At 66.9% G+C, this 20,143-nt stretch carries 17 protein-coding genes; 9 read left to right on the top strand and 8 right to left on the bottom strand.

Features of this window, described 5'->3' with window-relative positions; all coding sequences use genetic code 11:
• Nucleotides 1-4: 4 nt before the first annotated feature.
• The 4 genes from mnmC to VH88_RS12385 all read right to left on the bottom strand — a co-directional run bounded on the left by mnmC (nt 5) and on the right by VH88_RS12385 (nt 5,079).
• Nucleotides 5-1,837, bottom strand: coding sequence for an FAD-dependent 5-carboxymethylaminomethyl-2-thiouridine(34) oxidoreductase MnmC (mnmC, locus tag VH88_RS12400; RefSeq protein ID WP_045811532.1), 1,833 nt, complete (start codon nt 1,835-1,837; stop codon nt 5-7).
• 85 nt (nt 1,838-1,922) lie between these two features.
• Entirely contained in the window at nt 1,923-2,228 is a 306-nt protein-coding gene (locus VH88_RS12395) for a hypothetical protein (RefSeq protein ID WP_045811531.1), read from the bottom strand.
• A gap of 98 nt (nt 2,229-2,326) precedes the next feature.
• A complete protein-coding gene (gene motA, locus VH88_RS12390; protein ID WP_039246359.1) occupies nt 2,327-3,193 on the bottom strand; it encodes a flagellar motor stator protein MotA in 867 nt (288 codons plus the stop codon).
• Nucleotides 3,194-3,279: 86 nt separating this feature from the next.
• Nucleotides 3,280-5,079 carry a long-chain-acyl-CoA synthetase gene (locus tag VH88_RS12385; RefSeq protein ID WP_045811530.1) on the bottom strand — a complete coding sequence of 600 codons (1,800 nt, stop codon included), beginning with the start codon at nt 5,077-5,079 and terminating at the stop codon, nt 3,280-3,282.
• Nucleotides 5,080-5,404: 325 nt separating this feature from the next.
• On the opposite strand from VH88_RS12385, the gene VH88_RS16050 reads away from it, so the two are divergent.
• The gene (locus tag VH88_RS16050; RefSeq protein WP_156146822.1) at nt 5,405-5,968 is read left to right on the top strand and encodes a hypothetical protein; all 564 of its coding nucleotides are present in this window, start codon (nt 5,405-5,407) and stop codon (nt 5,966-5,968) included.
• 57 nt (nt 5,969-6,025) lie between these two features.
• Here the strand turns inward: VH88_RS16050 and VH88_RS12375 are convergent, their stop codons facing one another.
• Nucleotides 6,026-7,348 carry a sorbosone dehydrogenase family protein gene (locus VH88_RS12375; protein WP_045811529.1) on the bottom strand — a complete coding sequence of 441 codons (1,323 nt, stop codon included), beginning with the start codon at nt 7,346-7,348 and terminating at the stop codon, nt 6,026-6,028.
• Nucleotides 7,349-7,360: 12 nt separating this feature from the next.
• Entirely contained in the window at nt 7,361-7,912 is a 552-nt protein-coding gene (locus tag VH88_RS12370) for a lipocalin family protein (RefSeq protein WP_052689597.1), read from the bottom strand.
• A 177-nt stretch (nt 7,913-8,089) separates the two neighbouring features.
• On the opposite strand from VH88_RS12370, the gene cysD reads away from it, so the two are divergent.
• Genes cysD through VH88_RS12355 form a run of 3 tightly spaced genes read left to right on the top strand, consistent with a single transcriptional unit; the run spans nt 8,090 to nt 12,034 of the window.
• Complete coding sequence (gene cysD / locus VH88_RS12365) at nt 8,090-9,031, top strand: sulfate adenylyltransferase subunit CysD (protein ID WP_045811528.1); 942 nt, start codon at nt 8,090-8,092, stop codon at nt 9,029-9,031.
• Nucleotides 9,031-10,944 (top strand): sulfate adenylyltransferase subunit CysN, encoded by a 1,914-nt coding sequence (gene cysN / locus VH88_RS12360; RefSeq protein WP_045811527.1) that lies wholly within the window; start codon nt 9,031-9,033, stop codon nt 10,942-10,944. Before cysD ends, cysN begins: the two co-directional genes overlap by 1 nt.
• A gap of 40 nt (nt 10,945-10,984) precedes the next feature.
• Nucleotides 10,985-12,034 carry a mechanosensitive ion channel family protein gene (locus tag VH88_RS12355; protein WP_052689596.1) on the top strand — a complete coding sequence of 350 codons (1,050 nt, stop codon included), beginning with the start codon at nt 10,985-10,987 and terminating at the stop codon, nt 12,032-12,034.
• Here VH88_RS12355 and VH88_RS12350 read toward each other — a convergent pair.
• Entirely contained in the window at nt 12,022-14,166 is a 2,145-nt protein-coding gene (locus tag VH88_RS12350) for a malate synthase G (protein WP_045811526.1), read from the bottom strand. The two genes, VH88_RS12355 and VH88_RS12350, sit on opposite strands and share 13 nt — an antisense overlap.
• 228 nt (nt 14,167-14,394) lie before the next feature.
• On the opposite strand from VH88_RS12350, the gene VH88_RS12345 reads away from it, so the two are divergent.
• The gene (locus VH88_RS12345) at nt 14,395-14,769 is read left to right on the top strand and encodes a hypothetical protein (protein ID WP_045811590.1); all 375 of its coding nucleotides are present in this window, start codon (nt 14,395-14,397) and stop codon (nt 14,767-14,769) included.
• Nucleotides 14,770-14,787: 18 nt separating this feature from the next.
• Here the strand turns inward: VH88_RS12345 and VH88_RS16300 are convergent, their stop codons facing one another.
• The gene (locus VH88_RS16300; RefSeq protein WP_167334160.1) at nt 14,788-14,934 is read right to left on the bottom strand and encodes a hypothetical protein; all 147 of its coding nucleotides are present in this window, start codon (nt 14,932-14,934) and stop codon (nt 14,788-14,790) included.
• 200 nt (nt 14,935-15,134) lie between these two features.
• Between VH88_RS16300 and VH88_RS12340 the strand changes: the two genes are divergently transcribed.
• The 4 genes from VH88_RS12340 to VH88_RS12325 all read left to right on the top strand — a co-directional run bounded on the left by VH88_RS12340 (nt 15,135) and on the right by VH88_RS12325 (nt 20,140).
• Complete coding sequence (locus VH88_RS12340) at nt 15,135-16,745, top strand: hypothetical protein (RefSeq protein WP_052689595.1); 1,611 nt, start codon at nt 15,135-15,137, stop codon at nt 16,743-16,745.
• A 31-nt stretch (nt 16,746-16,776) separates the two neighbouring features.
• The gene (locus tag VH88_RS12335) at nt 16,777-18,420 is read left to right on the top strand and encodes a peptide chain release factor 3 (protein WP_045811525.1); all 1,644 of its coding nucleotides are present in this window, start codon (nt 16,777-16,779) and stop codon (nt 18,418-18,420) included.
• A gap of 54 nt (nt 18,421-18,474) precedes the next feature.
• Nucleotides 18,475-18,819 carry a hypothetical protein gene (locus VH88_RS12330; protein WP_045811588.1) on the top strand — a complete coding sequence of 115 codons (345 nt, stop codon included), beginning with the start codon at nt 18,475-18,477 and terminating at the stop codon, nt 18,817-18,819.
• A gap of 106 nt (nt 18,820-18,925) precedes the next feature.
• Complete coding sequence (locus VH88_RS12325) at nt 18,926-20,140, top strand: hypothetical protein (protein WP_045811524.1); 1,215 nt, start codon at nt 18,926-18,928, stop codon at nt 20,138-20,140.
• Nucleotides 20,141-20,143: the final 3 nt, after the last annotated feature.

Below are 20,143 nucleotides of genomic sequence, written 5' to 3'. Positions count from 1 at the left end.
CGCTTCATCCTGCGCGCGTGGGTGAGGACGATGCAAGAGCGTCCGCCAGCACCGAAGACCGACGGGGTGACACGCGCGCCGCCAGATCGCGCGGCAGCGGCGAGGGCTGACCCAGGATCAGGGCGGCGATATGTTCGCCCAGCAGGGGCGCGACGCAAAACCCGCGCGACCCCAGACCGCCGAGCATATAGAGGCCGTCATCGAGAGGGCCTGCCAAGGGGAGACGATCCGGCGTCGTGGCGCGGACTGCCGCCCTATGCTGCACAGCCCCCGCCGCTGCGATGCGCTTGGCCAACGCCGGCAGGCGCGCTTCCAGGGTCGCCAGATTTCGCGCGCTGTCGTCCTGGCGCGGCGCCGTGTCGGTGTCGCCCCGATCATGGGTCGCGCCGAACAGTACGCCTTGGCCCGTCGGGACCGCATAGCCGCCCCAGGCCATGGGGTGGACGGTCACGTCCCCGTCGATCCAGTTCGCCTGCCCCCGAACGGGCGACAGGCGCGGCGTCTGGTCGAACTCGTCCAGCAGGGCGGACGATCCCCAGCCGGCGGCGAGAACCACCGCATCGACCTCGCGTAGCACCACGTCGTCTTCGCCAATCAGCCGCCAACAGCCGTCGGCGCGCTCCAGCCTTTTCACGCGCTCAGCACGCATCTCAGTGTCCGAAAGCCAGGTCGAAAGCACTGCCGCAGGGCGCAGCGCGAACGCCCCCTTCATCAGCAGACCGCCCTGCTCCGTCGCTTCGCCGGCGACGGCTGAGGCCGCCTCTTCGTCCAGCACCGCCATGTCACCGTCATTCCAGATCGGCTGACGGGCGATCTTTTCGAACCGGGCGGCATCGCGCGGCGCTTGGGGCAGTTGCAGCACGCCGTGGCCCGTTAAGGCGCCCTGGATCGCAGAATAAAGATCGCCCGCCCGCTCCAGCGCCTGGGCGTGCAAGGCGGCGATGCCGAGGTCGCCGGCGTCCAGCCGCGGCGTCACCAGGGCCGCCGGAAATCCAGAGCCGCCCGCGCCCGGGCGCTCGTCCTCGAACACCATCGCCCGGACGCCCTGCACCTTCAGAGCCCGCACCACCGATGCGCCGGCGACCCCCGCGCCAATCACGGCGACGCGGGGCGGCGGCGACGGCTCGAACGCCGAGGGCAGATGGGCCTCAAGCCGCTCGCGCTTGCGGCCGTGACCGGGGCGCTTCTCGACGACGAAACCTTGCTCGGCCAGGCCCCGCCGCACGGCTCCGGCGACGGTGAAGGTGGCCAGGCGCGCGCCCGGCGCCGAGCGTTTGGCGATCAAGGCCATTACTTCGGGCGACCACATGCCCGGGTTCAGCGCCGGCGAGAAACCGTCCAGGAACCAGGCGTCCGCCGATCCCGACCACTGCTCCAGGGCCCAGGCCGCATCGCCTAGGCCCACGTCCAGCACGGCGTCGAAGCCCGGCAGATCGACCCGGTGGAAGCCCGGCGTCGCGGACGGCCAGTTTGCGATCGAGGCCTCTGTCGCCTCCGCCAGTTCAGGCCAAGCGCCCAGCGCCCGCGCCGCCTCCGCCGCCGTCAGCGGAAACCCCTCGACAGAGAAGATGTGCAGCCGCCCGCCCTCGGGCCGGGTCCGTCGCCACAGATCCAGCAGGGCGGCGATGTTCAACCCCGTGCCGAACCCCAGCTCGGCCACCGTGAAACGATCCCGCCCCCTCCAGGCGTCCGGCAGGCCGCACCCTTCCAGAAACACCGCTCGCGTCTCGGCCAGGCCGTCGTCTCGCGAGAAATAGACGTCGCCGAACCGGCCGGAGCGGGGCTCGCCCTCTTCGGTCCAGGTCAGCAGGGGCGAGGCGTCGTCGTCAGGCGTCATCGCGCGGCTCTAGCACCTTCGTCGCCGACATGAAAAAGGCCGCTCCGGTCGGAGCGGCCTCTTCGGGCTTTGGTGTCGACCCGGCCTAGTGGGCGGCCGCCGGACCGTGCGCAGGCTCGGCCGGCGCGACAGGCGCGGGCGCTGCGGCGGAGGCGTCGGCGCCCTGCATCGTCGTGGCGGCCTGGGCGGCGGTGTCTTCCTGAATGGCCTGATTGGCCGCCGCTTCGGCGTCCTTCGCAGCCTGATCCACCGTCAGGGCGGCTTCTTCGGCGCTGCCGGCGGCCTCGACCGCATCGGTGGCCGGCGCTTCGGCCTTTTCTTCCGGGGCCTTGCTGCAGGCGGCCAGGACCAGGAGCGCAGCGGATGCGGCGACGAGGGCTTTGATACGCATGAAGATGTCTCCGAAGCTTGCGAGACCGGAACGTCTCTTGGCGCGAACGATAGGGCCGCCGCGCGCGGCAGGGCAAGTTAAGATCAGGAAAGCCGGGATCAGTCGGCGGTGATGCTGTTCAACGCCTCTTCCATCTCGCTGAACGACGGCTGCGAGGAAGAGGGAATGTCGCCACGGCCGATCTCGACCGAGATCTGGGCGGCGTTGCCGTGCAGGTGGGCGACCAGCACCGACTGGATGATCTTATAGTAGGCGGCTTCCTCGTTGATGATCGCCGTCAGGCGCGCCGCGAACGGACCGACCAGACCATAGGCCAGGAACACGCCCATGAAGGTGCCGACCAAGGCGCCGCCGATCATTCCGCCCAACACCTCGGGCGGCTCGGTGATCGAACCCATGGTCTTGATGACGCCCAGCACGGCCGCGACGATGCCCAGCGCCGGCAGGCCGTCGGCCAGGTTCTGAAGCGCGTGGGCGTTTTCCAGATGCTCGTGGTGGTGCTTTTCGAGCTGCTTTTCCATCGCATCCTCGACCTGGTGCGGATCCTCCAGGTTCATCGTCATCATCCGCAGGGTGTCGCAGATGAAGTCGACGGCGAAATGGTCCTTCAGCACCTTGGGGTACTTCTGGAAGATGGTCGATTCCTTGGGCTTTTCGATGTGGCTTTCCAGCGCCACCACGCCCTTGGACTTCATCGTCTTGGTCAACTGGAACAGCAGCGACAGCAGGTCCTTATAGTCCTGCTTCTTCCACTTCGGCCCGGCGAAAGTCTTGCCCAGCCCGCCCATGGCCCCCTTGATCACCGGCATGGAGTTGGAGATCAGGAAGGCGGCGATGCCCGCTCCGCCGATCGCCATCAGCTCGTGCGGCGCGGCGTGCAGGATCACTTCGAACTTGCCGCCCGAAATGGCGTAGCTGCCGAAGACGAGGCCGAACAGCAGCACGATGCCGATGATCTGGAACATGGAGGCGAACAATCCTGACGCGAGAGGTCGGGACTATCGCCATTAATCATTAAGACGGCGTTTCGCGAACGCCGCCTTCCCAGTCGTTACAGCCGGGTTTCGCCCTTCAGAATGGCGTTGCGTCCGGCCGCCGTCAGCTTCTGATAGCCCGTCGCCCCGCCCCGCACATAGAGGGCGGCGCCGGTCTTGGACGGATCGAACCCGTCGACCACCAGATCGGCCTTGCGGTATTTGAAGGTGCCGGTCGTCTCCGCCGATTTGATCAGCCGCACAAACACCGGTTGGGCATAGGCGGGCAGTTTGGCCTCGACATGGTCGGCGAAGGCCTGGGCGTCGAACTTGCCTTCCACAACCAGGGCCGCCATGCCGGCCTTGCCGTCCTGGGCCGGCACAGGCACGCCATAGACGATGGCTTCGGTTACGCCCGGCGCGTCCATCAGCACCTGTTCGACCTCTGAGGTCGAGACGTTCTCGCCCTTCCAGCGGAAGGTGTCGCCCATCCGGTCGACGAAGTAGAAATAGCCTTCCTTGTCCTGCTTCATCAGGTCGCCGGTGCGGAACCAGCGGTCACCCTTCTTGAACACGTCGGTCAGGATCTTCTTCTGCGAGGCGGCCTTGTCGGCATAGCCCGAGAAGTCGTGGCGGATGTCGTTGCCGATCAGGCCGATGGCCTCGCCGACCTCGCCGACGCGCGCCAGGCGACACAGGCCGTCCAAGCCGCGGATCGGCTGTTCCGTCTCCACGTCGAACTCGACCAGGCGGATATTGATCTGCGACTTCAGGAAGCTCGGCACCCGACCGATCGCGCCCTGTTTGCCGTCGAAGTTGAACAGCGAGACATTGCCTTCGGTCGAGCCATAGAACTCCAGGATGTCAGGAATCTTGAACCGGCTCTGGAAGTCGGGCCAGACATCGGCGCGCAGGCCGTTGCCGAACGCCAGACGCAGCTTGTGCTTGGTCTCGTCCTCGTGCGGCGGGCAGTTGACCAGATAGCGGCACAGCTCGCCGATATAGACGAACATGGTCGCGCCCGACGAGCGCACGTCGGGCCAGAAGGTGCTGGCCGAGAACTTCTTGCGGATCACCAGCCGCGCGCCGTTCAGCAACGCCGCGCCCACCCCGACCAGGCCGCCGGTCGAGTGATACAGCGGCAGGACGTTGAAGATCCGGTCCTCGGGCGTCGAACGCGTGGCGCCGGCGAAGGCGCGCATATAGGTGCGGGCGCGCGAATGCGGGATGCGCGCCGCCTTGGGCAGACCAGTCGTGCCGGAGGTGTAGATATAAAGGGCTGTGTCGCGGTTGGTCAGGCCTTCGCGCGCCGATTTGGACGGCCGCACCGAAGACCCGCCGCGCACGGGCTTGTCCAGGCCGCGACGGTCGCTGGTCTCCAGATCTTCGGTCAGGCCCAGAACCCAGAGCGCCAAGTTGTGATCGACCAGAGGCCGCGCCTCCTCGATCTGACGCCAGCAATCCTCATCCGCGACGACGTTGAAGGCCTTGGAGATGGCCAGACAGTGGGCCAGCCCCTGCCCGTTCAGATTGGTGTTGATCAAGGCCGTGGCGATGCCGACCTTGGAGAAGCCGATCCACGCCGCCAGATACTCGATCCGGTTGGTCATCATCAGGGCGATGGTGTCGCTGCGACGCAGGCCCCGGTTCTTGGCCCAGTGGGCGAAGCGGTTGGCCATGGCGTCCAGGTCGCGATAGGTCAGGGTGCGCTGACCGTCGTCGATGGCGATGTTGTCGGCGAACTTGTCGACCGCTTCTTCGAAGTCGTCACAGAGCAGGACGTCACTGTCCAACTCGATCGGCTTGATGCGCTTCAACAGACGGAACAGGCCGCGCGCGAACCGGACATCCCTGCGGATATTGGCTACAAAACCCATGCGCGCCGTACTCCGGTCAATGCGTGTTCCACCCGGTCCGGTGATGGACGAAGGCGGCCGGTCGGGTCAACCGTAGGGTCCGCAATCCTTCGCGAACCTGACGAATTGCCGTCCGGCCGTGATCCATTTGTTCGGTTGACGCGGCGGAAATCCAGAGCGCCGCCCTGCTTTTTATTGCCGTATTGACGGCAAATGCGGCGGACGCACGCACGGTCTTCGCCGCATTCAGGGCGGAAACGGTGTTTCTTCGGGGCTCTTGCGCCTTACGCGGAACGGCGTTGCGGGACGGCGGGTTGGTTGATCGACGGCATGGAGGACAGAAACGATGTCTATGACCTATGCCAACGCCAATACCGAAGCCCGCGCTGAGGACACGACCTTCGTTCCGCGCTACGCCCGCACGACCAAGTCCAAGAAGTCGGTGAAGACTTGGATGATCCTGGCCCCGATCGGCGCGGTGGTGCTGCTGGGTAGCGGCGTCGCCATGATGATGGGCGGCGAACAGGCCGCTCCGGCCCAGCCCGCCGAGACCGCTGCACCGGCCATGCAGACCGCGCCCGCCGCGATGGCAACCGCCCAAGCGCCGGTCACGCCCGCCCCGGCCGAAGTCGCGCCCACGGCGGCTGCGGCTCCGACGCCCGCCGCCGCGCCTGCGCCGGTCGGTCGCCGCGCCGAACCCGTGGCCCGTCGCGCTGCGCCCGCCGTCGAACGGCCGGCCGCCGCCCGTGTCGAGACGCCGGCTACGCCTGCGGGTCCGCAACCCTACACTGCGCCGGCCGCTTCGACGTCGGGCACCAGCCGGTTGAACTCTGCGCCGGCCGCCTCGACCCCGGCTCCGGTCGTGACCACGCCCGCCGCTCCGGCGATCACGGTCCAGCCGCTGAACTGATCTCAGCAGAATGATGGAAAGCCTCGGCTTCGGCCGGGGCTTTTCTATGATCGAGGTTCAGGCGCCGCTGACGCGCCAGATGACATTGCCCACGTCGTCGGCCACCAGCAGCGCGCCTTGCCGGTCGACCTGCACCCCGACGGGCCGGCCCTGAGCCTGACCCCGGGCGTTGAGGAATCCGGTCAGAACATCCTGCGGCGGCCCGGCGGGACGCCCATCGACGAACGGCACGAAGATCACCTTGTAGCCGCTGCGCACGCTGCGATTCCACGACCCATGCTGGCCGACGAAAACGCCAGAGCGGAGGGCTGGCGGCAACAGGCTCGCGCCTTGTCCGAACGTCAGCCCCAGCGACGCCGTGTGCGCGCCCAGGGCGTAATCCGGCCGGATCGCGCGCGCGACCATCGCAGGATTGGCGGGCGGACGCGTATCGACCGTCTGACCGTAATAGCTCCACGGCCAGCCGTAGAAGGCGCCCGGCGTCACCGAAGTCATATAGTCGGGCACCAGATCGTCGCCGATTTCATCACGCTCGTTGACCGCCACCCACAGCTGGCCGGTCTGCGGGTTCCAGTCCATGCCGACCGGATTGCGCAGGCCCGAGGCATAGACGTGCCGTGCGCCCGTCGCGGGATCGATCTCCAGGATGGCGGCGCGGTCGACTTCCTCATCCAGGCCGTTTTCGCCGACGTTGGAGTTGGAGCCGACCCCGACATAAAGCCGCCGGCCGTCCGGGCTGGCGACAAGGCTCTTGGTCCAGTGGTGATTGCGGCCGGCGGGCAGGTCCGCGACCTTGGTCGCCACAGCGTCGATCCGCGTCTGGCCGCTCCGATACGGAAAGGCCACCACCGCATCGGCGTTGGCGACGTAGAGCCGATCGCCGACCAGAGCCATGCCGAACGGCGAGTTCAGCCCGACCAAGAAATCGGTCCTGATCTCCGCTGCGCCGTCGCCGTCCGCATCCCGCAGCAGGACGATCTTGTTGGGGCTCGGGACGCCGGCGCCGGCCTTGGCCATGACCTTGCCCATCACCCAGCCACGCAGACCGCCTTTCTTGTCTTCGGGCTTGGGCGGCGCATTCGACTCCGCGACCAGAATGTCGCCGTTGGGCAGGCGATAGAGCCAGCGCGGGTGGTTTAGGCCTGTCGCGAACGCCTGCACGCGCAAGCCCGCCGCCGCGACCGGCGTCGCGCCTTCGGGCCAGCTCGACGCCGGGGCGATGTTGACGGTGGGCAGCAAGCCCCGACGCGGCGCCGGCAGTTGCGGGTCCGGACCAAATCCCGCCGCGACGGGTAAGGCTGTCCCACCGGCGCAGGCTCCCAAACCGATCACCGTCGCGAGCAGTGTCGAGGCAAACAAGACCGTCCGTGGCGAGCGCATTGCCTTTGATCCTTACCGCGCCGGTTGGGCCGGGAACTCCAGACGGCTGACGTCGTATCCAAGGGCCCGCGCCCGTTCGGTCAAGGCGCGCACTTGCTGCTCGCTGGGCAGGTCGCGCGTATAGATGAACAGGCGATTGAAGGTCGGATCGGCCGAGATGAACCAGCTGTAGTCATCCGCCCGGTCCAGCACCCAATAGTCCCAGGTCACGAACCCGGCCAGATATCTCACCCTGAGTTTTGCGTTCATTCCGGGATCAAGGATCTCGCCTCGCCCGCCGATGGCCTTTTCCTTGCCGTCCGGCGTGCCGACCTGACAGGTGTCGCGCACATCGACGCGCGTGCCCTCCACCGGCGTATAGATCGACGCGCCGGCGACGCAGCCGTCGGTCAGCCGATCCGGCAGGCGCGCAATCTCGTGCCAGCGCCCGGACCACAGACGCTGCACGTCCACCGGCTTGGCCGGCTGCGGCGCGCGATATTCGGACGGAGAAGGCGCGGTCACGCACCCCGCCAGCGCGATCGCGGCGGCGGCGGATGCGGCGAGGGATTTCAGGCTGGACATGGGCGTTTCCGTTTTGATGCCATAAGCCGCTTTCCGCGACCCTGGTTCCTCTACGTCACAACGCTGTTCTTGGACCTCTTGCCCGTCAGATCGGAAATCTCACAGGACGTGGCAGTATCAATCGCTTGTCTTACGTCGCACATTGGCGTTGTCACCTCCGCTCGACGGAGACCCTCGGTGGATACTGCCATTCTGACTGCGAACCCAACCCTGTCCGCGCCGCGCCTGACGCACCTTCAGCGCCTGGAGGCCGAGAGCATCCACATCCTGCGCGAGGTGGCGGCCGAAGCGGAGCACCCGGTCATGCTGTATTCGATCGGCAAGGATTCAGCCGTCATGCTGCATCTGGCGAAGAAGGCCTTCTATCCGTCCAGGCCGCCCTTCCCGCTTCTGCACGTCGACACGACGTGGAAGTTCCGCGCCATGTACGCGATGCGGGAACAGGCGGCCGCCGATCTGGGCGTCGAACTGCTGGTCCACCAGAACCCCGACGCCCTCCAACGCGGCATCAATCCCTTCGATCACGGCTCGGCCCTGCATACGGACCTGTGGAAGACCGAAGGTCTGAAACAGGCCCTGAACCATTACGGCTTCGACGCGGCCTTCGGCGGCGCCCGTCGCGACGAGGAGAAGTCGCGCGCCAAGGAGCGGATCTTCTCGTTCCGCACCGCCGAACATCGCTGGGACCCCAAGAACCAGCGACCTGAACTCTGGCGGCTCTACAACACGCGCAAAAAGCCCGGTGAGAGCATCCGCGTCTTTCCGATCTCAAACTGGACCGAGTTGGACGTCTGGCAATACATCCACCTGGAGCGGATCCCCATCGTGCCGCTGTATCTAGCCGCCGAACGGCCGGTGGTTGAGCGGGACGGCGCCCTGATCATGGTCGATGACGACCGGTTCCGGCTGCGCCCCGGCGAGACGCCCCAGATGAAGTCGGTCCGCTTCCGCACCTTGGGCTGCTACCCCCTGACAGGGGCGGTCGAGAGCACGGCCGCGACCCTGCCCGAGGTCATCCAGGAAATGCTTCTGACCACCACCTCGGAGCGGCAGGGCCGGATGATCGACCACGACCAGTCCGCCTCGATGGAGAAGAAGAAGCAGGAGGGCTATTTCTGATGGCCCACCAATCGGATCTGATCGCCCACGACATCGACGCCTATCTGAACGCCCACCAGCACAAGAGCCTGCTGCGCTTCATCACCTGCGGCAGCGTGGACGACGGCAAGTCCACCCTGATCGGGCGGCTGCTCTACGATTCCAAGATGATCTTCGAGGATCAGATGGCGGCGCTGGAGGCGGACAGTCGCCGCGTGGGCACGCAAGGGGGCGACATCGACTTCGCCCTGCTGGTCGACGGCCTGGCCGCCGAGCGGGAACAGGGCATCACCATCGACGTCGCCTATCGCTTCTTCTCGACCGACAAGCGGAAGTTCATCGTCGCCGATACGCCGGGGCACGAACAGTACACCCGCAACATGGTCACCGGCGCCTCGACCGCCGACGCCGCCGTCATCCTGATCGATGCGCGGCGCGGGGTGCTGACCCAGACGCGGCGCCACGCCTATCTGGTCAGCCTGCTGGGCATCCGCCACGTCATCCTGGCGGTTAACAAGATGGACCTGATGGGCTGGTCCCAGTCCGTGTTCGACGCCATCGTCGCCGACTTCCGCGCCTTCGCCGGCCAGATCGGGCTTCAGGCCTTCGACGCCATCCCGATGTCGGCCCTGCGCGGCGACAACATCACCGAACCCAGCGCCCATTCGCCTTGGTACGCCGGCCCGCCGCTGATGAGCCTGCTGGAAGCGCTGGAGGTCGGCGACGCTCTTCAGGCCGACCCATTCCGCCTGCCGGTGCAGCGGGTCAACCGGCCCAACCTCGACTTCCGCGGCTTCTCCGGCCAGATCGCCTCCGGGACCGTGCGGCCCGGCGATCCGGTGCGCGTCCTGCCGGCCGGCAAAACCTCGACCGTCGTCCGCATCGTCACCGCCGACGGCGACTTGAGCTTGGCCGTCGCCGGCCAGTCGATCACCCTGACCCTGGCCGACGAGATCGATGTCTCGCGCGGCGACGTCCTGGCCAGCGCCGACGCCCCGCCAGAGGCCGCCGATCAGTTCGAGGCCACGGTGGTCTGGATGGACGACGAGCCCCTGCTGCCGGGCCGCCCTTACCTGCTCAAAATCGGCGCAAAGCTGGTCGGCGCCACGATCACCGAGCCCAAGCACAAGGTGAACGTCAACACCCTGGAACAGCAGCCGGCCAAGCGCCTGGAACTGAACGAAATCGGCGTTTGCAACCTGTCGCTGGACGCCCCCGTCGCCTTCACTCCCTATGCCCAGAACAAGGATTTGGGCGGCTTCATCCTGATCGACCGGATCTCAAACCGCACGGTCGGAGCGGGTTTGCTGCACTTCGCCCTGCGCCGCGCCCACAACATCCATTGGCAGGCCCTGTCGGTCGACAAGGACGCTCGAGCAGCCATCAAGAACCAGAAAGGCCGCGTCATCTGGCTGACCGGCCTGTCAGGCGCCGGCAAATCGACCATCGCCGATCTGGTGGAAAAGCGGCTGCACGCCGACGGTCGCCACACCTATCTGCTAGACGGCGACAACGTCCGCCACGGCCTGAACCGCGACCTGGGCTTTACGGAGGAAGACCGGGTCGAAAACATCCGCCGCGTCGCCGAGGTGTCGAAACTGATGGTGGACGCGGGCCTGATCGTCCTGGTCAGCTTCATCTCGCCCTTCCGCGCCGAACGCCGCCTGGCCCGTGACCTGCTGGGCGAAGGCGAGTTTGTCGAGGTCCATGTCGATACGCCCTTGGCGGTGGCCGAAGCACGCGACGTCAAGGGCCTGTACAAGAAAGCCCGCGCGGGAGAACTCAAGAACTTCACCGGCATCGACAGCCCCTATGAAGCGCCCGAACGCCCCGAGATCGTCGTGGACACCACCACCATGTCGCCCGAGGACGCCGCCGAGCGCATCGTCGCCTGGCTGGATGGGCGTTTCTCGACCGAGGACTTCGCCATCTAGGTTCGGAACCTTGACCGTTCGCCGGACGCTCTAGGAACTGATGACCAATCCGATCCAGAAGCTGGGCCTCGACACCATCGAGCAGTCGCAGATCGCCCGCATCGCCGGGATCAATCTGACGCTGGGCGGTCTGGTCAGCGCGGGCGTCATCCTGCTGATCGCCTTCGCCGCCCATTGGCTGGTGACACGATCGCTGCGCCGCGTGCGCGAGCGCTCGGACCGCAGCCGTCAGGCGATCTATCTGCTGGAGCGTCTGGCCGGCTACGGCATCATCGTCGTGGGGGTCATGTCAGCCCTGTCGGCGGCGGGGCTGAACCTGTCGTCCCTGACGGTCTTCGCCGGCGCGCTGGGCATCGGTGTCGGCCTGGGGCTACAGGGGGTGGTCAAGGAGTTCGTCTCAGACCTGTTCCTGATCTTCGACCGGATGGTGTCGGTCGGCGACTATATCGAGATCGAAGACATCGGCATTCGCGGCGCCATCATGGAGATCGGCCCGCGCGCCACCCGCGTCCGCACCAACGACAACGTCAATGTCCTGGTGGCCAACTCGCGCTTCATCGAACAGCCCGTCACCAACTGGACGATGAAGGGCGACACCCGCCGCATCCATGTCCCCTTCACCGTCGCCTATGGTTCGGACCGGGGACAGGTGCGCGACGCGGTTCTGGCCGCCGCCCGCGCCAGCCCCTTCACCCTGCCCGAGACGGAGGCCCGCAAGAGCCAGGTCTGGCTGGTGGCCTTCGGCGATCGGGGTCTGTCGTTCGAACTGGTGGTCTGGCCGACGCGCGACGCCGTCAAACGCCCGGCGGCCATGCACGCGGCCTACACTTGGCTGATCGCCGACGCCCTGGACGCAGCAGGCGTCGAGGTGCCGGTGCCCCAGACCGATCTTCGCCTGCGCACCGCCTTCGGCTTGGACGGCGAGGAGGCTTTGAAGCGCCTCGGCTACGGCGCCGGCTCACCGCCGCGACCGACCGGGCCGCAAAGTCCCGCCCGAACCGCCAACGACGCCGCCGACGACGTCATGGCCAACGATGAAGCGGAGATGCCGGAACCGCTCGCTCCGCCCAGGGCCCGTCAGACGGACTGAGCCGCCTTGGCCTTCAACCGCCAGGCATGCAGCAACGGCTCGGTATAGCCGTTCGGCTGATCGACGCCTTCGAACACCAGCGCCCGCGCCGCCTGATAGGCCAGACTGTTCTCCGGGTCCGCCGCCATCGGCCGATACAGCGGATCGCCCGCATTCTGACCATCGACCTTGGCCGCCATGCGCTGGAAGGCCGCCTCGACCTGATCGGCCGTACAGACCCCGTGCAGCAGCCAGTTGGCGATATGCTGCGAACTGATCCGCAGCGTCGCCCGGTCCTCCATCAGGCCGATGTCGTGGATGTCCGGCACCTTGGAACACCCCACCCCCTGATCGATCCAGCGCACGACATAGCCCAGTATGCCCTGGGCGTTGTTGTCCAGCTCGGCCGCCACCTCCTCCTCGGACCAGTTGGCGCCGTTCGCCAGCGGCGGGGTCAGCAAGGCCTCCAGCCCCGGCGTCTCGCGCCCGGCCACCTCCTTCTGGACCGCGAACACATCGACCGCATGATAGTGCAGCGCGTGCAGGGTCGCCGCCGTCGGCGAGGGGGTCCAGGCGGTGTTCGCGCCGGTCTTCGGATGGCCGATCTTCTGCTCCAGCATGTCCGCCATCCGGTCCGGCGCCGCCCACATCCCCTTGCCGATCTGGGCCTTGCCCGACAGGCCGCATTTCAGGCCGATGGCGACGTTTCTCGCCTCATAGGCCGCGATCCAGGCGCTGGACTTGATGTCGGCCTTTCGCACCACCGGCCCGGCCTGCATGGCCGTGTGAATCTCGTCGCCTGTGCGGTCCAGGAAGCCGGTGTTGATGAAGACGATCCGGTCCTTCACCGCCTGGATGCAGGCCGCCAGATTGGCTGAGGTCCGCCGCTCCTCGTCCATCACACCGACCTTGATCGCATGGCGCGGCAGGGCCAGCAGATCCTCGACCGCATCGAACAGCCGGTCGGTGAAGGCGGCCTCTTCCGGCCCGTGCATCTTGGGTTTTACGATATAGACCGAGCCCGTCGCGCTGTTGCCGAACCCGCCCAGACCCTTGAGGTCATACAGGGCGATCAGGCTGGTCACGATTGCGTCCATGATTCCCTCGGGCGCCTCAGACCCGTCCGCCAGACGAATGGCCGGGGTCGTCATCAGATGCCCGACATTGCGCACGAACAGCAGGCTGCGCCCCTTCAGGATCACCGAGGACCCGTCCGGCGTGGTCCACTGGCGATCCGGCTCTAGAGCGCGGGTCAGGGTCTCGCCGCCCTTCTTGAACGTCGCCGACAGGTCGCCGCGCATCAGACCCAGCCAGTTGCGATAGGCCTCGGCCTTGTCGGCCGCATCGACGGCCGCCACGGAATCCTCCAGATCGACGATGGTCGACAGGGCCGATTCCAGCACCACGTCCGCCAGACCGGCCGCATCGCTACGCCCCACCGGATGGCTGCGGTCGATCACCAGTTCGATGTGCAGTCCATTGTTGACCAGCAGGATCGAGGCGGGCGCGCTGGCCTCGCCCGTAAAGCCGACGAACTGTCCCGCATCCTTCAGCGCAGGCGACAACGCGCCGTCGATCACCGACCAGCCGGCGACATCCGTATGCGATCCCTCCGCCAGCGGCGCCGCCTCGTCCAGAAAGGCCTTGGCCCGCGCCACAACCCGCGCGCCGCGCGCCGCGTCATAGCCGCCGCCGGCCGGCAAGTCGCCCAAAGCATCCGTGCCGTAAAGCGCGTCATAAAGGCTGCCCCACCGCGCATTGGCGGCGTTCAGCAGAAAGCGGGCGTTCAGCACCGGCACGACCAGCTGCGGCCCGGCCATGCGCGCGATCTCGGCGTCCACGCCTTCAGTCCCGATCGTGAACGGCGCCGGCTCCTCGACCAGATAGCCGATCTCTTTCAGAAACGCCTGCGACGCCGCCACATCATAGGGCTGGCCCCGCCGCGCCCGATGCCAGTCGTCGATCTGCGCCTGCAAGGCGTCGCGTCGTTCCAGCAGCGCCCGGTTCTCGGGCGCGAACCGCTCGAAGATCGCCGCCGCTCCGCTCCAGAAGGCCGTCGCATCAAGCCCCAGCCCCGGCAGCACGTCCTGCTCGATCAGGGCGATCAATTCGCCCGCGACCTTCAGCCCGGCGCGATCTTCATGGGTCGTCATGACGGCCTCTCTCCGGCGCGACGCCGGCCTGTAACAATGCGTGATCAGGTAAGCCGAGGCCGGACACCGGCGCAAGGGTCACGTCGCGTCATCGCCGTCGCTTTTTGTCCAGGGCGACAGCCGGCTGGTCACAAACGCTTAACCGCGTCCGTGAACGGGACCGCAAGCGACGGCGCCTATTGTGAGCTTACGGACGAACTGGCGTCCGGTCAGTCGAGCGTCTCGCCCATGCTGTTTCTTCTGAACGACGTCGTGTTCGACCTGGACGAGGCCTGCCCGGTCACGCCCGCCGACGCGCGCCGGTTCGAGAAGCTGGGTCTGGACTATCTGCTGGAACTGGGCTGCGAACTGTTCGCCGAGGACCCACTGCTTCACCGCAACGATCCCGAACGCGCCCGTCGCTTGGCCTGGCTGATCGCCGAGCGCAGCCCCGACGTGAACGCCGCCCTGTTCGCGGCGCCGGCCGCCGCCTGCAATCCGGACCTGGTCGAGCCGCGCTTCTGCACCCTGCCCGAACAGGTGATGCGCCAGCTTCAGGCCAAGGGCCGTCGCCTCGACGCCGTCTCTGCCGACCGCGCCGTCTGGAACCGCCTGGCCGCCTGATCGCGACCTGAAACGCCGTCAGAGGACGGCGTTGAACACCACATGGACCAGCGTCGCCACGGCTACGATGAAGCCGAAGCCGACGACCAGCCCCACCGCCGGATGCAGCGGCGCCCGCTCACGCGGCGCATGGGCGATACGGTCTTGCGGATGGATGACAGCCATCGTCCTTGTCCTTTCCCTATGATCCCGGATCGATCCGGGAGGGGAGCGTCGGACTCTGACGGCCTGATCGTCTCCTCCAGAACCGAGCATGACTCCGATAGCCCTTCATGGCGAGGGGTTATTTGCTTTAGACCTATCCGCTGGACGGCGGCGCGTGGAAGTTGCACCCTTGCGCCCAAGAGATGTTCGGGACTGATTGTATGCGTTTGAGTGTTGTAACCAGCGCCATTGCGGCGCTGGGGTCTTTCGTTTTGGCCGCAACGGCCCTGCCGGCGCGGGCGGACTGGCTGCGGGCTGAAAGCGAACGCTTCATCGTCTATAGCGACGGCGGCGAGCGCGCCCTGCGCGATTACGTTCAGAAACTCGAGATTTTCGATCGTGTCATGCAGGTCCGACACGGCGGCTCGATGTCGGATGAGCCGCAGCGCAAGATGCCGATCTATCTCGTCGGCGGTCGCCGAGGTCTGACGCGTGTGCACCCGCAGAGCGGTGAAAACACGATGGGCACCTACTTCCCGACAGAAGAGGATATCTTTGCGGTCGCCATCAGGGGCGACGGCGACGGCGGGATGTCAGGCGACGACATCCTGATGCATGAATACGCCCACCATTTCATGCTGGGCAACTTCCCTGGGTCCTACCCGGCGTGGTTCGTCGAAGGCTTTGCCGAATACTATATGACCGCGGACATCGACGTCCGAGATCGGAAAGTTCAACTCGGCCAGTTCAACCAGAACCGCGCCTACTGGATCATGGCCGAAACCTGGATCCCGCTCGATGTCCTGCTGACCAAGCGTCCGGGTGAAGTTCGATCCGAGAGTCAAAAAGCGACCTACTATCCGATCGCCTGGCTGCTGACCCACTGGTTCATCAGCGATCCTGCGCGCCTGGAGCAGTTGGAAGACTATCTGAAGCGCGTTTCGGGCGGCGAGGATTCTGTGCCTGCAATGGAGGCCGCAACCGGAATGTCGTTGCGTGACCTTCAGGTCGCGCTTCGACGCTACACCCGTGGTCGCCTGATGGGCAGGACGCTCAGCGGCCAGTTTCCAACGGCCGACATCGTCGTCACGCGACTGTCGCCCGCCGCCGACGATCTTCTGCTCATCAATCAACGGCTCAAGATCGGCGTCCCCGACGAAGATCGCCAGGCCTTGGGCCAAGAGGTCGCCAGGCTGGCTGCCCAGCATGGCGACGATCCTTTGGCCTTGCTCGCCGCCGGCCATGCCGGTCTCCATTTCGGCGATCGCCCCGCCGGCGAACGTGCGCTTCAACGCCTGCTGGACATCAATCCGGACCATGTCGAAGCGTTGCAGTTCCTGGCGCAGGAGCGGCTCAAACAAGCGCGCGAGGCCGAAGACGACGACCAGGCTCAGGCGTTGCGGGTCCAGGCGCGCAGCTATCTCTCTCGCGCCTATGCAGCCGGTCAGAACGACTACCGCACCCTGATGCTGCTGTCCGAACTTCGCCGGACCCAGCCCGGCTATCCCAACGAAAACGATCTGCTGACCCTAGGCTTGGCGCTGGATCGCGCCCCTCAACTGGCGGCGGTGCGTTTCCCCTATGCGGACGCCCTGGTGAAAACCGGCAAGCCGGAAGAGGCGATCGCGGTGCTGAAACCGGTGGCGAACAATCCCCACGGCGGCGCCGCTTCCATCTTCGCAAGCGGCATGATCGCCGCCATCGAAAAGGGCCAGGCCTTGCCGGAAATTACGCAAGACGCCGAAACGCCACAGATCAGCGAACCGGAGTCGGAGCCGGAAACCCCTCCGCAAACACCGCCGGAATCCGCCCCATCTCCCGCCAGTGAGTGACTTTCGGCGCGCGGCGGGTTAGTCGCGCGCCATGTCCTCCTTGACCCTGCCTGAAGAAGCGGCGCGCCGTCGCACCTTCGCCATCATCGCCCACCCGGATGCGGGCAAGACGACCCTGACCGAGCACATCCTGTTGGCCGGCGGCGCCATTCGTGCGGCCGGCGCCGTGCGGGCGCGGGGCGAGAACCGGCGCACCCGTTCGGACTGGATGAAGATCGAGAAGGAGCGGGGCATCTCGGTCTCGGCCTCGGTCATGACGTTCGAGCACGACGGCAAGATGTTCAACCTGCTCGATACGCCTGGGCACGAGGATTTCTCGGAAGACACCTATCGGACCCTGACCGCCGCCGACTGCGCCATCATGGTGCTGGACGCCGCCAAGGGCATCGAGCCGCAGACGCTGAAGCTGTTCGAGGTCTGCCGGCTGCGCGACATCCCGATCATCACCTTCATCAACAAGCTGGACCGCGAGGCCCAGGACCCGATGGCCCTGCTGGACGACATCGCGTCGCGCCTTCAGCTGGACCCCGCCCCAATCTGGTGGCCGGCCGAGAGCGGCAATCGCCTGCGCGGCATGGTCGAGGTCGGCACCGGCCGGTTCCAGCCCTATACCCGCAAGGCCGCCGGTTCGGCCGAGGATCCCGAACACCCCGCCGCCCTGCCGCTGGACCAGGCGGCGCAGTATTTCGAGGCGGGCGAGCAGGAGAACCTCGCCGAGGCCGTCGAACTGGTCGAGGGCGGCTATCCGGCCTTTGACCGTCAGGCCTTCCTAGAAGGTCACATGACGCCGGTGCTGTGGGGCTCGGCGCTTCGCCACTTCGGCATCGACGAACTGCTGAAGGCCATCGGCGACTGGGCCCCGGCGCCCAAGGTGATGAAGGCGAAGAAGGAATCGCCGCCCGAGACCCGCAACGCCCCCGCCCCCGTCGAGACCGAGGTCGAACCGGGATCGAACGAAGTCACCGGCTTCGTCTTCAAGGTCCAGGCGAACATGGATCCCAACCACCGCGACCGGATCGCCATGTTCCGCATGGCCTCGGGCGCCTTCAAGCGTGGCATGAAGCTGAAGGTGCAGAACACAGGCAAGTCCCTGTCGGTCAATGCGCCGATCATGTTCTTCGCCTCGGACCGCGAACTGGCCGACGACGCTTTCGCCGGCGACGTGATCGGCATTCCGAACCACGGCGTGCTGCGTGTCGGCGACAGTCTGTCGGAGAGCGGCGTGGTCCGTTTCGCGGGCCTGCCGAACTTCGCGCCGGAAATCCTGCAACGGGTTCGCGTGAAGGATCCGCTGAAGGCCAAACACCTGAAGAAGGCGCTGGAAGGCCTGGCCGAGGAAGGCGTGACCCAGCTGTTCCGTCCCGAAATCGGTTCGGACTTCATCGTCGGCGCCGTGGGTCAGCTTCAGTTCGAGGTCATGGCCGACCGTCTGGGCGAGGAGTACGGCCTGGACGTGGTCTTCGAGCCGTCCCCCTACGCCGAGGCGCGCTGGATCGCTCCGGGCTCGGACGGCTCCGACGCGGACGTGGAGGACTTCAGCGGCAAATACCGTCCCCAGATGGCCCGCGACATCGACCAGGCCCCGGTCTTCCTGGCCAAGTCGAGCTGGGAGACCGGCTATGTCGGCGAACGCTTCCCCAAGATCGCCTTCACCAAGACGAAGGAACGCGGCTAAGGCCGGCGCCGCAAACGACTTCCTTTGGTCACGCGGCTGAGCCATTCTGAAGTCATGTCGACGCTTCTCGCCCTCGCCAGCACCGTCTTTATGCTGCAGGCCGCCCCTTCCGTGGGGCTGGTTTCGTATGAGGAGGCGGTGCGCTGTGCGGGCCTGACCCAGGCCGCGTCGGAGCTAGAAGGCGGAGAGAGCGCGCAGGGGCGTCGGCTATATGACGCCGCGCTCTACTGGTCCCTGGCGGCCATGCAGGCCGCGACGGCGGCGGGCAAGGCGGCGCCGACCGCCGAGGCCGATCAGACCCGCGCGCGCATCACTGCGGTGCGTCAGCTCAACGCCGAGGCGCCCGAGGCGCGCGCCAATCTGCAACGCTGCCAGCAGAAGACGCCGAAACTCGATTAGGGCGCCGGCTTAAGGCCAAGCCGAACCGCATTCCCGGCGCTGCGTTTGCATTGGACGCCGCAGGTGACGCAGTCTGCGTCCCGAAGCGGGATAACCGAGGTCCAGCATGTTCGAATTCGGCCGTGATCTTCGAAAACTCTTCGCCCAGGCGAGAGAGAGCGAAGACCTGGGCTGGGTCGAACTGATCGGCGCGGATCTGCTGCGCGCCGAGGCGCGACGCGAGGCTACGGACGCCGGACGCGTCTCCTGCGCCCGTCCCTTCGAGACCGAGAACCGCGCCTGCGCCCTGTGGCGCGAACACGCCCGGCGCACCGGCGCCGCCGACAGTCTGGACCGGGCCGAACGCTGCGCCGACAGCCTGGTGCGTTCAGCCGTGGGCGAGGATCAGGTCGCGCGGGCCGCCATGGCCAAGGCGGCGGTTCTGATGCTGCGCTTTGATCTGTGCGGCGATCCCGCCCGTCTGGACCGCGCGGCGACGACCCTTGCGGCGGTCGGACAGCCGCGCAGCCGACGCATCGCCGTCGGCATGGCCGCGCTTCACGCCCGGCTGACGGTCCGCACGGCCAGGCTGAGCGGCGACATCGCCCGCCTTCATCAGGCGGCTGCCTTGATCGATGAGGCGGTGCGCAGGGACGACGCCGAGGACATGGATCTGCGCATGGATCGCGCGGCCCTTTCGCTGGAGATGGGCGTGGTCCAGCGCGACGTGCATCTGCTGGATCAGGCCGGCCGCGACCTGGGCGCCCTGGTCGAGGCCGCCTCCCCCGACCATCGCCCCCTGACCCGCGCCCGCGCCCTGGCCCTGTGCGGCGCCGGCCTGTCGGCCTTGGCGGCTATCGCGGGGCATGACGAGGCCCGCAGTCAGGGGCGGATCATGTTCGACGCCGCCGCCGATCAGTTCACCCCGGATCACAGCCCGCTGGACTGGGCCGCGATCCAGGTGCTGCGCGTCGGCGACGACGCTCAGCCGCTGATGCTGCTGACCCAGGCCGAAACCCTGACGCAGGGCGGCGAGCTGATCATCGGCGCCCTGGCGCGCGAGCGCCGCATCACGCGTGAGGTGGCGCTGGCCGAGGCGGTCAAGAATCTGACCGCCCTGATGACGCTGGAGACCCGCCTTCGCGCGCGCATGGCGACGGCGACGCCGCTCGACTGGGCCGCCGACCAGATCGGCATGGCCGAGATCATGTTGGCGCGGCATCGGTTGGGCGGCGTCGTCCCGACCGATCTTGGGCTGATCCTGGGCGAGGCGGCGATGACGGCGCGGGAAATGGGCGTCGACGCCCTCGCCGATCGCGCCGAGGCGCTCCTGAGAGCCTAGACT

Origin of the sequence: Brevundimonas sp. KM4 (assembly GCF_000964075.1) — a bacterium.
Lineage (GTDB): Bacteria > Pseudomonadota > Alphaproteobacteria > Caulobacterales > Caulobacteraceae > Brevundimonas > Brevundimonas huaxiensis.
Note: the sequence above shows the minus strand (reverse complement) of the source record. Positions and strands in the feature narration are given on the sequence as shown.

Coding starts and splice junctions, on each gene's coding strand:
- cysN (WP_045811527.1), top strand. CDS start 9,031: ATGGCCCACCAATCGGATCTGATCGCCCACGACATCGACGCCTATCTG.
- mnmC (WP_045811532.1), bottom strand. CDS start 1,837: ATGACGCCTGACGACGACGCCTCGCCCCTGCTGACCTGGACCGAAGAG.
- VH88_RS12335 (WP_045811525.1), top strand. CDS start 16,777: ATGTCCTCCTTGACCCTGCCTGAAGAAGCGGCGCGCCGTCGCACCTTC.
- VH88_RS12340 (WP_052689595.1), top strand. CDS start 15,135: ATGCGTTTGAGTGTTGTAACCAGCGCCATTGCGGCGCTGGGGTCTTTC.
- VH88_RS12325 (WP_045811524.1), top strand. CDS start 18,926: ATGTTCGAATTCGGCCGTGATCTTCGAAAACTCTTCGCCCAGGCGAGA.
- VH88_RS16050 (WP_156146822.1), top strand. CDS start 5,405: ATGTCTATGACCTATGCCAACGCCAATACCGAAGCCCGCGCTGAGGAC.
- VH88_RS12355 (WP_052689596.1), top strand. CDS start 10,985: ATGACCAATCCGATCCAGAAGCTGGGCCTCGACACCATCGAGCAGTCG.
- VH88_RS16300 (WP_167334160.1), bottom strand. CDS start 14,934: ATGGCTGTCATCCATCCGCAAGACCGTATCGCCCATGCGCCGCGTGAG.
- VH88_RS12350 (WP_045811526.1), bottom strand. CDS start 14,166: ATGACGACCCATGAAGATCGCGCCGGGCTGAAGGTCGCGGGCGAATTG.
- VH88_RS12370 (WP_052689597.1), bottom strand. CDS start 7,912: ATGTCCAGCCTGAAATCCCTCGCCGCATCCGCCGCCGCCGCGATCGCG.
- VH88_RS12395 (WP_045811531.1), bottom strand. CDS start 2,228: ATGCGTATCAAAGCCCTCGTCGCCGCATCCGCTGCGCTCCTGGTCCTG.
- VH88_RS12385 (WP_045811530.1), bottom strand. CDS start 5,079: ATGGGTTTTGTAGCCAATATCCGCAGGGATGTCCGGTTCGCGCGCGGC.
- motA (WP_039246359.1), bottom strand. CDS start 3,193: ATGTTCCAGATCATCGGCATCGTGCTGCTGTTCGGCCTCGTCTTCGGC.
- VH88_RS12330 (WP_045811588.1), top strand. CDS start 18,475: ATGTCGACGCTTCTCGCCCTCGCCAGCACCGTCTTTATGCTGCAGGCC.
- VH88_RS12345 (WP_045811590.1), top strand. CDS start 14,395: ATGCTGTTTCTTCTGAACGACGTCGTGTTCGACCTGGACGAGGCCTGC.
- VH88_RS12375 (WP_045811529.1), bottom strand. CDS start 7,348: ATGCGCTCGCCACGGACGGTCTTGTTTGCCTCGACACTGCTCGCGACG.